We start from the raw sequence: 12,815 nt of genomic DNA on the forward strand, positions 1-12,815 counted from the left end.
CAGGACCCTCACACACCTCTCACACACCGGTGTGCCCGCCCCGGACGCGATGACCTGATGCGGTGTGGGACGATGAGCCCATGCTGGCCCTCGCGAAGACGCATCCCGGCCCCGGCCTGGAGTTGATCGATGTTCCCGTCCCGTCCCCCGGCCCCACCGAGGTCCTGATAAGGATCCGGAGTACCGGAATCTGCGGCACCGACGTGCACATCGACCGCTGGGACGGCTGGGCCGCCCGGACGGTCGTCACTCCACGCGTCCTGGGGCATGAGTTCTGTGGCACCATCGTCGAACTCGGTTCGGCCGTCACCAACCTGGAGGTCGGGCAGTTCGTCTCCGGTGAGGGGCATTACGTGTGCGGGAGGTGCCGCGCCTGCCTGGCGGGGAAACGTCACCTGTGCCAGCGGACCCGGGGAATCGGCTACCACGTCGACGGCGCCTTCTGCGAGTACTTCACGATGCCGGCCGCCAACATCTGGGTGCATCCACCGGAACTCGACGCGGATGTGGCCGCCATCTTCGATCCCTTCGGCAACGCCGTCCACGCGGCGCTCCAGTTCCCGGCCCTGGCCGAGGATGTCCTGGTCACCGGCGCCGGCCCGATCGGGATCATGGCGGCGCTGGTTGCGAAGTTCCAGGGAGCCCGGAACGTCGTCATCACCGACCTCAGCGACGAAAGACTCGCCCTGGCGGAGTCCTTGGGAATCACATCCACCGTCAACACCGGACGGGAAAGCCTGGAGGACATCTACGAACGCTTCTCGATGAAGGAGGGATTCGACATCGGGCTGGAGATGTCCGGATCGGGCGTGGCACTGCGATCCATGATCGACCACATGACCCATGGCGGCAGGATCGCGTTGCTCGGCACCCCCTCGCAGGAACTGACCGTGGACTTTTCCAAGATCATCTTCAGCATGCTCACGATCCAGGGCGTGACCGGCAGGCAGATCTTCGAGACCTGGTACGCCATGAACTCCCTGATCCGTTCCGGGCTCGACATCTCGGGGGTCATCACCCACCGTTTCCCGGTGACCGAGTTCACCGAGGCGTTCGCCGTCGCTGGTGACGGCCGCTCCGGCAAGGTCGTCATGCACTGGGAGCAGTGATGAACGATCTCCAGCCCTTCAACCAATCGAAAGACACGACCATGACCTTCCTCGACGATGTGACCTCCCAGCTCGACGCCCTGCGCGCCGAGGGCCTGTACAAACACGAGGAGCCGCTCACCACGGCGCAGGCGGCGCACGTCGGCGTCCCGGCCGGGAACGTCATCAATTTGTGCGCGAACAACTACCTGGGGCTCGCGGACTCACCCGAGCTGATCGCGGCCGCCAAGGATGCTCTCGACCGCTGGGGTTTCGGCATGGCCTCGGTACGGTTCATCTGCGGCACCCAGACCCAGCACCTGGGCCTCGAGGCCGGGTTGACCCGGTTCCTGCGGCTCGGGGCGGAGGGATTCGACACCATCCTGTACTCGTCATGTTTCGACGCCAACGGTGGGTTGTTCGAAACGCTGTTCGGCGCGGAGGACGCGATCATCTCCGACGAGCTCAATCACGCCTCCATCATCGACGGGGTGCGGCTCAGCAAGGCGGCCCGCCACCGGTACCGCAACCGGGATCTCGACGACCTGCGCGCCTGCCTGGAGGAGACACGGGACGCGCGGCACCGGATCATCGCCACCGACGGGGTGTTCTCGATGGACGGCTACGTCGCCCCGCTGGACGAGATCTGTACCCTGGCCGACGAGTACGGCGCTCTGGTGATGGTCGACGACTCACACGCCGTCGGGTTCGTCGGGGAGACCGGCGCCGGCACCCCGGAGCGTTTCGGTGTCGCCGAACGCGTCGACATCATCACCGGCACGCTCGGCAAGGCCCTCGGCGGGGCATCCGGGGGATACACCTGCGCCCGTTCCCCCATCGTGGAGCTGCTGCGGCAACGGTCGCGGCCGTACCTGTTCAGCAACTCCCTGGCGCCGTCGATCGTCGCCGCCACCCTGGCCACCCTCGACCTTCTCGGCCGTTCCGGTGAGCTCCTCGAGCGGCTGCGCGAGAACACCACCTATTTCCGCACCCGCATGGCCGAGGAAGGGTTCGAGATCCCCGAATCCGATCATCCGATCGCCCCGGTGATGATCGGCGACGCCGTTCTTTCGGCCCGCATGGCGGACGCCATCCTGGCGCGTGGCGTCTACGTGCGCGCCTTCAGCTACCCGGTGGTTCCCAAGGGCCGGGCGAGGATCCGGACCCAGCTGTCGGCATCCCTGACCCGCGACGACCTGGATGCGGCGATCCGCGCGTTCGTCGAGGCGAGGTCGGAGATGCGCTAGTGGCGTGGCGTTGAGGTGAGTTTACGTTTGCGGTTGATTTTGGCGGGGATTTCTTCTGGGGTTTTGGTCCAGATGAACGGATGTTTCCGGTTGTTCCAACTGTTGATGAATTCGTGGATCTTGCCGGCCAACTCGCGGACTGAGGCTAAGGTATAGCTCACATAAAACAAAATCTTGCCACTGGGCGGCCAGTCCAGAATCGCCCCCTATGGACAAAACCCCTAGCCAGAGCCAAGTTCGCCTCTATTTCCACTTGGCCACGGGAAAAGGATTTTGTTTAAAGAGCGCTATACCATCTCGGATGGCTTGGCGTTCGATGATGCCGAACCAGACCTCGACCAGGTTCAACCATGACCCCGACGTCGGGGTGAAGTGAACCTTGACGCACGGGTTTGCCGTGAGCCAGCAGCGGACCTCGATGCGCTTGTGCGCGGCGTAGTTGTCCATCACCAGGTGTAGTTCGGGTAGGCGCGGGCCACATGGAGGCTTATGCACAAGCGACGCGTCGACCAGCGAAACCCCTAGTCAGAGCGCGCTTGAGGAAGGCTGTGAATAAGCCTCATGCTTGAGGAAACCGAGGAACTCTTGGTGGCGGTGCCGGTCCTTGCACAGCCCGGTCACCTTCCCGGTGGCGATCTCCAGGGCGGCGAACAAGGTGATGGTGTCATGGCGGAGGTAGTCGTGGCCGCGTTGCTCGTTGTGGCCAGGTTGCATCGGAAGCACTTTCTGGGTGCGGTTCAACGCCTGGATCTGGGACTTATCATCGACGCACAACACGATCGCGTTGGCCGGCGGGTTCAGATACAGGCCTGCGACATCGGTGACCTTGGCCTCCAGCTCCGGGTCGGTGAAGAACGTGAACGCCTCGACCTTCCACGGCCGGACCCCTGTACTTCTTCCAGGCCTTGGTGACCGTGGACCTGTGCACCCCCGGGCGGGGAGCCAGCAGCCGACTCGACCAGTGAGCCACCCCCCAGGCGCTTCAGGGCAGGCCCCAACGTTGCGGTGATGATCGCCGCATCATCAACCACCTTCGATCGGCCCGGGCGTGGGATGTCAACCAGCCCCTCCAGACCGTGTTCCAGGTAGCGGCCCCGCCACGGATTCACCGTCGCTCGAGACACCTCCACCAACTCAGAGATCAACGCATTCGCGATTCCCTGGGAGGCCAGCAACACGATCCTCGCCCGCTGCGCTGCCCCTGCCGTTGTGGCGCTCGAACGCGCCACCTTCTCAAGTATCGCTTGGTCACCGTCACGAAGCGGCAGGATCGGGGCTGGTTTGTTCGCCATGCTCCATTACCCCACCAAACCGTAAAGCTATTTAAACGCCACGCCACTAGAAAACTCACATCTCCCATCACAGAATCACCATACGGAAACCCGGTATGTTTTCCATGGTTGCATGGAAAACATACCGGGTTTCCTACATTTGGTCAGTGAATCATACCAGAAAGAAGGTGCATCAGATATACTCCCAGATGATTCCGCCAATACAGCTGATAGCGCCAACTATGCCGATTCTACGAATAACGAACTTGGCAGCATTCACAGGATTCCCCAACCACCGAACGAGTTGCTCAAAGCCCATTCCTCCCGCGCCGCCAAACCCGAGGCAGGCTCCAATGATCCTTTTTACCTCATTAAAAATTCCCTGCGGGGACACATTCATACTACTTGCGCTGGATTCTCCACTCCCCGCAGGCAACGACGACTGATTGGAAACCGAATTCGAACTAGGGCCGCTCACCTGCGCCACCTGATGTCCATTGGAATCAATCGCAAGGATCCTACCGTCCGACATGTAGCGCAACACGGCAGCTTCATCAGGAAGAGGGTTCTCACCAGACCCAACAAGTCCTTTGTTGACTACAGCTCGAACTTCCTCTGTCACAGTCTCAGAGATCCCATCTCCCAAGTCATCTCCAAGGGATGTCACCTCAGCCGAGATTTCGTGAGAATTGCCCTGAAAACATGGCCGGAACTCATTCACGCTTGTAGACTCAACGCTATCGATCAACTCAACGGCGTTTGCCGTAGCAGGAACAAGGAGGCTTATTCACAGCCATCCTCAAGTGCGCTCTGATTAGGGGTTTCGCTGGTCGACGCGCCGTCTGTGAATAAGCCTCGCAGATCAACCGTGATTTATTTTGATGGTCGATCGCTCCGCAATGAGCATCGCGAGCGTAATAGACTGCACGGATACAATAGAGGCAAGAGCCCAGTGAATTCCCCCCTGAAGAAGAAGGAAGAACAAAGCAATACCCGCCACCCAGATCGGAATGGAGATTGCCAGATACTTCGACTTGGAGACATTATACCAGAGCGGTCGCACCTCCCCCGCCTTGGGCTCATACGTCCCTGTCAACCCGAACCAATTTCCGATTCGACGCAACACACTCACCGGTTCTCCCATGTTCCGCCTCCTGCCATCCCACTTTCCCAGCACTAACGAGCCATCTCATCGGGAAATTCGCCGCCTTGAAAACCTTCCACAACACGGCTTCCCCTGAGCAAAAAATTTTATTCTTAACCAACTTGCCGTGCAGACATCCTGCCGCGAGAGCACTATGACGTTGTCTGCTTGATCAGCAATTTTAAGTGATAAGTCCAGCACAGTCAAGGCTTCGGGGAAAATTGGTTTCGCCGCTTGTCGCAGCGAGGTATCACAGGTTTTCGACCTTGGTTATCCGCCATGTCCGCACTCAGACCTGTCCGAAAATTAATCATCTTTTGATAATCCTTTGGGCTGGGCGAGGGACGGCGGTGTCATAGGGTCGTAGCAACAGGGTGCCATCGCCAAAGAGCTTGGGTGGACGCCCCAGAGCAGCCCTGGGGTGGCCCAACTCCACGCGAAGCACACGAACACCTGCTCGCTGCCTCCACCACTTGACACCAAGAACATACCTTCCCCAGCGGGCGCAGCAACCGCGAATATCGGGGTACCGACGAAGGGACTCGAACCCTCACGCGCAAGGCACAGGAACCTAAATCCTGCGTGTCTACCAATTCCACCACGCCGGTCAGTGGTGGTCAGCCTACCGGGATGTGGGTTCTTGTTCTGGGACCGTCTCAAGCCGCTGGAACGAAGGTAGATCGGGAAGCTCCTTGACAAGGTGTAGTGCCGGTTCATTCTCCGGAAATGTGCGCACAGGCCCCGGACCCGTGTGCCTGGTCTCAAATCGAACGGTCACCCTGCCCAGCCCGGATCCCCACACCCAGCCACGCCCCAGCGAGTCGTGGATCACATCGGCCCCGGGGAAGAACCCGCGTCCCCGAACCCCCGAGGTGTCCACCTCGACCTCGGTCTCGGTTCTTCCCGTCTCCGGGGGCTCGTCCTCGAACAGGCGTTCCTGGGCAGCCCGGGTGAAGTTGCTGACCCCGATGCCGAGCAGCCGCACCCCCTCGCTGATGTCCACCTCCGTCAGGAGTTCCTCCCCCACTCGGCCGATCACCTCGGCGCGGTCCGTCGCACCCCCCAGCGACCTGGCCTTCGAGATCGTCGTGAAATCCGCCATCCGCACCTTGATCGCGACCGTGCGGGCGAAGGACCCGGAGCGTTGCAGCCGCCCGGCAACCGATTCCGCGTCTCGCCTGAGTATGGATGCCAGCCGGGGCCGGTCGGTCAGGTCGGTGGGGAACGTGTCCTCCACGGAGATGGATTTCGCCTCCCTTTCCGCCTCCACCTCGCGGGCGTCGCGGCCATGCGCCAGGTTCCGCAGCGATTCCCCGGCCGCACGGCCCAGTTCACGCACCAGCTCCCGGGGGTCGGCGGCCCGCAGGTCGGCGACGGTGGCCAGACCGAGAGCCAGCAGTTTTCCCTCCGTCACCGGCCCCACCCCGGGGATCGCCCGCACCGGCAGCGGGGAGATGAAATCGATCTCCTCGCCGGGAGCGATGATCCGAACCCCGTCGGGTTTCGCCGCCTCCGAACCCAGTTTGGCCAGGAACTTGCTGCTGCCCACTCCCACCGATGCCGTCAACCCGGCGGTGCGCCTGGTCAGCTCCGCCCGCAACCCGGCGACGTGTTCGCCGAGTTTCCCGAGGTCCCAGTCGCTGGCCTCGAGATCGACATAGGCCTCGTCGAAGCTGAGGGGCTCCACCAACGGCGAGACCTCCCGCAGCAGCTCCATGACCGCCTGCGAGGACTGCCGATAGGCACCGAACCTGCCGCCCAGGAAGGCAGCGTGCGGGCAGCGGCGCCTGGCCTCCGTCCCCGACATGGCGGATCGCACCCCGAAAACCCGGGCCTCGTAGCTGGCGGTGGCCACCACTCCCCGCGGCCCGGCGCCGCCGACGACAACGGGTTTGCCCCTGAGGCTGGGTTTGTCGCGCTGTTCCACCGCGGCGAAGAACGCGTCCAGGTCCAGGTGCAGGATGCTGGATGTGGATCGCATACGGGTCAGGTTAGTGATCTCCCCCGACACGAACCGACCGGTTCATCCGGGCGCCGGGGTGGGTCGGTACTGCACGAAGTCATACCCCTCGTGGATCTCGCGGCTGATCTCGGTCCATTCGTGAGAGGCGACAACCGGGAAGGTGGCCGCCCCTTCCGGTTCCTGATGGACGTGGGTGATGTCCAGCTCCGTCAGGTAGGGCCACGCCGCCGCGTAGATCTCCCCGCCCCCACCGATGAAACAGATCTTCTCGGGAGTGGTGTGCGCCAGCCGGAGGGCCTCCTCGATGGAATGGGCCACCTCGACACCCTCCGCCGACCAGCCCGGTTGCCGGGTGACGACGATCGTGCGGCGGTCAGGCAGCAGCCCGATCTGTTCGTGGGTTCGTCTCCCGAAGACGATGGTGTTCCCGGTGGTGACCGCCTTGAAACGGCGGAAGTCGGCGGGGATGTGCCAGAGCATGTCCTTCCCCGACCCGATCACGCCGTTGTCGGCCACCGCGGCTATGGCGACTATTCGCATCAGTTCTCCTTGATGTCCAGCACCGAACGCCCGTCGGCCGGGAACTTCACCACTACGGCTGCCCCGTGATTCGTTCCCGCGACGTCGATGTGAATCCTCCCACATCGCCGGCGGGCGCCCCGTGGGCCACGCGGTCCTTCCCCAGGCATGCGGAGAGGATCACGCTGAGGAAACTGTCAGTGGGCTCGGGCAGAATTGCGACGTGGTCGAGTTCTTCGGGGTCAGGCATCATTCGCCGGCGGCGGCGCGGCTGGTCGCCCGGCGGATCGCGGACCGCCCACCCGCGGCCGTGCTGATCGAGGGCCCCGCCGAGTACAACCAGCGCATCGAGGAGCTGATGCTCGGCCACGAGCTGCCCGTCATGCTCTACTCGTGGGCTCCCATGTTCCCGGACGCCCCCGAGGACAGCGTGGATTGGGGCATCCGCCGGGGCAGTTTCTACCCGCTGACCGACTACAGCCCCGAATGGGTCGCCCTGCGCACCGCGCACCGGGCGGGGGCGCCGGTCGAGTTCATCGACCTGCCCTGGCTGGCCTTCGCGGACATCGCCGTGGCGGAGAACCGATACGCCGAGGCCCCGGTCACTGAGGAGGCCTCGGAAAGACTGGTCCGGGAGTTCGGCGTCGACGACATGGCCGGCCTGTTCGACGAACTGATCGAGATCGACCCGGAGCTCTCGCTGGAGTCGTACCGGGAACGGATCGGGTTGCTCGGATCGATCCTGCGCGGCGAACCCGATCGGGAGACCGAGACGCGCGAGGCGCACATGGCGTACCGGATCACCGACGCCCGGCGGCGTTTCGGCGACGACCTGCTGGTGGTCTGCGGGGCCGCCCACGTCGACGGGTTGAAGACGCTGCTGTCGAGGGACGTGGAACCGGTGGAGGTGTGGATGCCACCGGCCGGCGACGACCGCTACGGCATCGCCCTGACCCCCACCTCCTACGCAGCTCTCGACGCTCTCGACGGCTACGACGCGGGCCAGCCGAATCCCGGTTTCTACGACCGTCTGTACCGGGATCGCGCCGAGGGGCGGCGTGACACCAGCGAGGAACTCCTGGGGCAGGTCGTACTGGAGCTGCGCAGGGCGAAACAGTTCGTCTCCCCCGCCGACCTGATCGCGGTGCAGGCCACCGCCGGGGCCCTCTCCCAGCTGCGGGGACATCAGCAGATCTGGCGCACCGATCTCGTCGAGGGAATCACGACCGCCCTCGTCAAGGACGATTCCGGGAAGGATCATCCGCTGCTGGTCCACGTCAACGACGCCCTGCGCGGCGACCGGCTCGGTCACCTGGCCGCGGGCACCCGGCAACCGCCGCTGACGCTTGAGCTCCGGGCCGACCTGGAGGCCCTGGGGTTGCTTCCCGCGCCGAGGAGGAGGGAGGAGCCCGCAGACCTGTCGAGCGATCTCGGTCTGTTGCGTTCGCGGCTGCTGCACTCCTTGGTGGCCCTGGAGATCCCGGGCGTCAGGCTGGCCGCCAGCGCGGACGATGACGGCGTCGAACGCTGGCTCCTGGTGTGGACCCCGGCCTTCGAGGGTTCCCTGGTGGAGGCCGCCCGGTACGGGGGCAACCGGGAGCAGGCGGTGACCGCTCGCCTGCTGGAACGCGCCGCCGACATCACATCGGATCCGGCGGCCGCCGCGGAACTGGTCCTGGAGGCCGCGCTGTGCGGGGTGGCCCGCCTGTCGGTCAGTCTCCAGTCCCGCACCGAGACCCTGCTCGTCACGTCCACCAATCTGATGGGCATCGGCGCCGCGGTTGGTGTGCTGATGCGGCTCTACCGCTACGACCCGATCCTGCGAGCCACCGGTCGCGCGGATCTGGGGCGCCTGCTGGGGGTGGCCTTCGATCGTTCGGTGCGGCTGCTGGAACGTCTCTCGCCGCTGCCGGAGGGACCGGAGCTGGAGGATTTCATACGGGCCATCCGCCAGTTGACCGACAGCGCGGAACGGGTGGGTGGAGAACTGGGTCTCGACATCGACGGCTATCACCAGGCCCTCTCGGTGGCGGTGGAGGACGACCGTCAAGCACCCACCGTCCGGGGAGCCGCCCTGGGCGCCCAGTGGCTGGCCGGGGCGCGCCCGGACCCGGAGATCGCCGGACTGCTGTCCGTGATCGCGCTTCCCGAACAGCTCGGCGATTTCGTCGCGGGCCTCCTCGGGGTGGCCCGGGAGGCGGCCCTGCGGCGCCCGGATGCCCTGCGCCGCCTCGACGGCATCCTCACCGGACTGGACGAGGCCGCGTTCTTCGCATCCCTGCCGGGTCTGCGGCGCGCATTCAGCCGCTACACCCAGCGCGAACGTTTCCAGGTGGCGCAGCTCGTGCTGGGGGAAGCGGCAGGATCGACGCTCCTGGACTTCTCCGGTTCCGCCGAGGACGCGGCAGCCATCGCGAAATTCGAGTCCGCCGTCGCGGCATCGTTGGATCGTTTCCTCGGGAGGCGGCATGGATGAACGGCTGACGCGCTGGCGCCTGGTGCTGGGGCGGGGTTCGGAGCAACTCGAGGACCTGGATTCCCGGCAGCAGGCCCGCTCCGACGCCCTGGGATATCTGTACGACCGGGAGGGGCAGGGATGCGGTACCGGGACGGGGGACGGATCCTCGAGCCTGACCGTTCCGGAATGGATCAATGAAATCCACACCCTGTTCCCGAAACGCACCGTACGCATCATCGAGGAGGACGCACTGGAGCGTTACGGCATGGTCGAGCTGGTCACCGACAAGGACCTCCTGGAACGGGTGGAACCCTCCGAAACGCTGCTGCAGGCCATCCTGCAGACCAAACACCTGATGAGTTCCGACGTGCTGCAGGCGGCCAGGCAGATCGTGCGGAAGGTCGTCGCGGAACTGGTGGAGAGGATGCGTCCCAGGATCCGGCGCGCGTTGACGGGTCGACGCGACCCCAACCGGCGCAGCTTCTTCAAGGTGTCGGCGAACTTCGACCCGAAACGCACCATCCGCGCCAATCTGAAGAACTACTCGGTGGAAACACGGCAACTGGTCATCTCGGAACCGGTCTTCTACTCGCGCACCCGCAGGCAGTCGGAGAAGTGGCAGTTCATGGTCGTGGTGGACCAGTCGGGCTCGATGGCCGAATCCGTGATCCACTCGGCCGTCACGGCCTCCATCTTCCACGAACTCCCGGCGCTGAGGAACCATCTGATCGCCTTCGACACCTCGGTGGTCGACCTCACCTCGGACATCGCCGATCCCGTCGAGACGCTGATGAAGGTGCAGCTCGGTGGGGGCACCGACATCGCCCGGGCCATGCGCTACGCGGAATCGCTCATCACCGAACCGAGAAGGGCCATGGTGGTGCTCATCACGGACCTGTACGAGGGTGGATCGGTGCACGACCTGATCCAGTGCGTCACCCGGATGGTCCAGGGCGGCAGCAAGGTGCTGATCCTGGGTGCGCTGACCACTGGCGGGGCGGCCTCCTTCGACGAGGAGCTGGGGCGGCGGCTGGCCGCACAGGGCGCACGGGTGGGGGTCATGACCCCGTACGAGCTGGCCGACTGGGTGGCGGGGGTGATCCGGTGAGCCGCCCGGACCTGCTCCGTTTGAGCGACGCAGTGCTGGAGGACCTGACCAACAAGGGCACCCTGCGGCGGGCCCGGAAGGAGCTCGGCGCCGCATCCCTCAGCGTCACCGAGGCCGACGACGGAACAGTGACGGTCTCCGACGACGGGACCACCTGCGTCCTGTACGCGAACCGGCCCTTCGCGGAGTGGACCTGTTCCTGCCTGGCCGCGAACAACTGCCGACACATCGTCCGTGCGATCCTTCACTACCAGGCCGTCTGCCCCGGACCGGGAACCGCCGAGGACGAGAAACCGGATTCGACGGACCTGCCCGGACAGGAGACCCCCGGTGCCGTGTCCCCCGGGACGAGGGAACCGGAGGCCGTCTTCAATCCGGCCGGCATCACCCGCGAACACCTGAGGGCCAGCCTCTCCCCCGCTGCGCTGAGGCGGGCCGATCAGCTGGTCGGGCAGGGTCTGCTGGCCCATGTCGGGAGCATCAGGGGAATCTGCGTGGTGCGGATCCACCACCCGACCCCCGTGTCGGTGCGTTTCCTGGCAGGGGCCGATCTCAACTACGTGCGTTGCACCTGCCACGACCCCGATCCGTGTCTTCACGTCGCGGTGGCGGTCGTTGCCACGGCGGGCAGGCGGTTCGGGGACACCGGCCTGGTGTCCGTGGCGGGGGACCACTGGCGGCCGGATGCCTCCCTGCTCTCCGAGATCCGCGGGGCCGTCGGTGAGCTGGTGAGGGTCGGGGCGGAGTCCGGGCACCGGAATCTGCGCGGGGTCTGGCGTCGCCTTGCGGTCAGGGCACGCGAGGCCGAGCTGCATCACGTCGCCGACGTCCTGGACGAGTTGTTGGACGAGCTGGCCCGTTACGAGGCCCGCAGCCAGGAGTTCACCCCGTCGCGGCTGGTCGGGTTGTCCGCCGAGCTGTTGGCTCGGGTGATGTCTTTGAGCAATCCGGAACCGGACCGGATCCCGGATCGGCTCGTCGCCGGTTCCCCCGCCCAACAGACTCGGGTGTCGAAGGCCCGGTTGATCGGCCTGGGCACCGAGCTCGTCGAGCTGGACGACGAGTGCCGGTTGATCGCGCACCTGGTGGATGCCCGCAGCGGGGCCCCGATGCGGGTCACGAAACGGATCACCGACGAGGATCGCAGGCCGTCCTCGCGGCTCGCGGGTGGCCTGGTATCCGGGATCACCATCGGCAGCTGGGGTGGCGGGCAGGTGATGTCGCTGGGTGGCCGGATGTTCGGGCACGGGGATTTCTCCCACACCAACAGGTCGGCGGTGGGTCTTCCCGCGGGGGCGATGGACCAGTTGGAGGCGCCGTTCCGGGTGGAGACCATCGCCGATCTGGCCACCCAACAGACGCGGCTGCCCGCCGTGCTGGATGATCGTTCCGCGGGCACGGACCTGGCCGCCTGCCGGGTGACCGGCGTCGGGAACATCCACTTCGACCCCGGCATCTCCAGTCTCGTGGCCGACCTGCGGGACGCCGACGGGCAACCGTTCCGGCTGGCCCTCCACCACACCGCCCGCCGCGACGGAAGCGTGCGCGCCACCCTGGTTCGTCTACGGAGCTGGGAAAAGGATTTCCCCGGGGAGGCCTTCGTCTCGGGACGGTGGCGCTGGGGTGCCAGGAACGTCGTGGTGGATCCGCTGCTGCTGGTCGGGGACGGCATCCCGCTCCAGCCGCACGTGGCCGAACCCGTCGCGGCGGACGTGGAATGGCGGACCGGGACCGGGGATGTGCCACTGACCAGCCCGGGGGCCCTGCTGCGGGGGCTCGACTCCCTGCTGGGTGAGCTCCTGCTGGCGGGCGCCGACCGCATCCGTCTCCGCGACCAGGACTGGCGCAGGTTCATCCGGAAGGCCCGCGGGGCGGGAAGCCAGCTGATTGCGGACCACACCCGGGCCTTCCTCGACCACCGGGACCCGGCCCGGGTGGAGACGCTGCTGCTGATCTCGGCCTTCGGTGGCCCTCTGGCCTGAGAAACCCTGCGGGTGAGGACCACGAAGAATTGTCA

General features: G+C 65.4%; 12 protein-coding genes, 1 tRNA gene and 1 pseudogene. 5 read left to right on the forward strand and 9 right to left on the reverse strand.

What is annotated here, in order from left to right:
• Nucleotides 1–80: 80 nt before the first annotated feature.
• Together tdh and E0E39_RS09775 are read left to right on the forward strand one after the other, a co-directional pair.
• Nucleotides 81–1,109 carry an L-threonine 3-dehydrogenase gene (tdh, locus tag E0E39_RS09770; RefSeq protein WP_130874564.1) on the forward strand — a complete coding sequence of 343 codons (1,029 nt, stop codon included), beginning with the start codon at nucleotides 81–83 and terminating at the stop codon, nucleotides 1,107–1,109.
• A 41-nt stretch (nucleotides 1,110–1,150) separates the two neighbouring features.
• A complete protein-coding gene (locus E0E39_RS09775; RefSeq protein WP_130875689.1) occupies nucleotides 1,151–2,335 on the forward strand; it encodes a glycine C-acetyltransferase in 1,185 nt (394 codons plus the stop codon).
• A 297-nt stretch (nucleotides 2,336–2,632) separates the two neighbouring features.
• Here the strand turns inward: E0E39_RS09775 and E0E39_RS16160 are convergent.
• The 9 genes and pseudogenes from E0E39_RS16160 to E0E39_RS15785 form a co-directional block, all read right to left on the reverse strand.
• Nucleotides 2,633–2,791 (reverse strand): annotated as a pseudogene (locus tag E0E39_RS16160) (transposase); the annotation flags it as partial.
• Nucleotides 2,792–2,860: 69 nt separating this feature from the next.
• On the reverse strand, nucleotides 2,861–3,049 hold the full coding sequence (locus E0E39_RS16165; RefSeq protein WP_207302469.1) for a hypothetical protein: 189 nt from the start codon (nucleotides 3,047–3,049) through the stop codon (nucleotides 2,861–2,863).
• An 83-nt stretch (nucleotides 3,050–3,132) separates the two neighbouring features.
• On the reverse strand, nucleotides 3,133–3,627 hold the full coding sequence (locus tag E0E39_RS16785; protein WP_207302470.1) for a helix-turn-helix domain-containing protein: 495 nt from the start codon (nucleotides 3,625–3,627) through the stop codon (nucleotides 3,133–3,135).
• Between the two features lie 172 nt (nucleotides 3,628–3,799).
• A complete protein-coding gene (locus E0E39_RS09790) occupies nucleotides 3,800–4,327 on the reverse strand; it encodes a hypothetical protein (RefSeq protein ID WP_130874565.1) in 528 nt (175 codons plus the stop codon).
• A gap of 141 nt (nucleotides 4,328–4,468) precedes the next feature.
• A complete protein-coding gene (locus tag E0E39_RS09795) occupies nucleotides 4,469–4,750 on the reverse strand; it encodes a hypothetical protein (RefSeq protein ID WP_130874566.1) in 282 nt (93 codons plus the stop codon).
• A gap of 527 nt (nucleotides 4,751–5,277) precedes the next feature.
• A tRNA-Leu gene (locus E0E39_RS09800) sits at nucleotides 5,278–5,358 on the reverse strand.
• Nucleotides 5,359–5,372: 14 nt separating this feature from the next.
• Nucleotides 5,373–6,731, reverse strand: a complete 1,359-nt coding sequence (locus tag E0E39_RS09805) for a DNA polymerase IV (protein ID WP_130874567.1) — start codon at nucleotides 6,729–6,731, stop codon at nucleotides 5,373–5,375.
• Nucleotides 6,732–6,773: 42 nt separating this feature from the next.
• The gene (locus tag E0E39_RS09810) at nucleotides 6,774–7,253 is read right to left on the reverse strand and encodes a dihydrofolate reductase (protein ID WP_130874568.1); all 480 of its coding nucleotides are present in this window, start codon (nucleotides 7,251–7,253) and stop codon (nucleotides 6,774–6,776) included.
• Entirely contained in the window at nucleotides 7,253–7,402 is a 150-nt protein-coding gene (locus E0E39_RS15785; protein WP_165444724.1) for a hypothetical protein, read from the reverse strand. Before E0E39_RS15785 ends, E0E39_RS09810 begins: the two co-directional genes overlap by 1 nt.
• A gap of 53 nt (nucleotides 7,403–7,455) precedes the next feature.
• Here E0E39_RS15785 and E0E39_RS09815 point away from each other — a divergent pair, with 53 nt between their 5' ends.
• Genes E0E39_RS09815 through E0E39_RS09825 form a run of 3 tightly spaced genes read left to right on the forward strand, consistent with a single transcriptional unit; the run spans nucleotide 7,456 to nucleotide 12,780 of the window.
• Nucleotides 7,456–9,708 (forward strand): DUF5682 family protein, encoded by a 2,253-nt coding sequence (locus E0E39_RS09815; protein WP_130874569.1) that lies wholly within the window; start codon nucleotides 7,456–7,458, stop codon nucleotides 9,706–9,708.
• Nucleotides 9,701–10,798 (forward strand): VWA domain-containing protein, encoded by a 1,098-nt coding sequence (locus tag E0E39_RS09820; RefSeq protein ID WP_130874570.1) that lies wholly within the window; start codon nucleotides 9,701–9,703, stop codon nucleotides 10,796–10,798. The genes E0E39_RS09815 and E0E39_RS09820 overlap by 8 nt, the downstream gene beginning before the upstream one ends.
• The gene (locus E0E39_RS09825; protein WP_165444725.1) at nucleotides 10,795–12,780 is read left to right on the forward strand and encodes an SWIM zinc finger family protein; all 1,986 of its coding nucleotides are present in this window, start codon (nucleotides 10,795–10,797) and stop codon (nucleotides 12,778–12,780) included. Before E0E39_RS09820 ends, E0E39_RS09825 begins: the two co-directional genes overlap by 4 nt.
• The last annotated feature ends 35 nt before the right edge of the window (nucleotides 12,781–12,815 follow it).

This window comes from [Pseudopropionibacterium] massiliense (assembly GCF_900607225.1).
GTDB lineage: Bacteria > Actinomycetota > Actinomycetes > Propionibacteriales > Propionibacteriaceae > Arachnia > Arachnia massiliensis.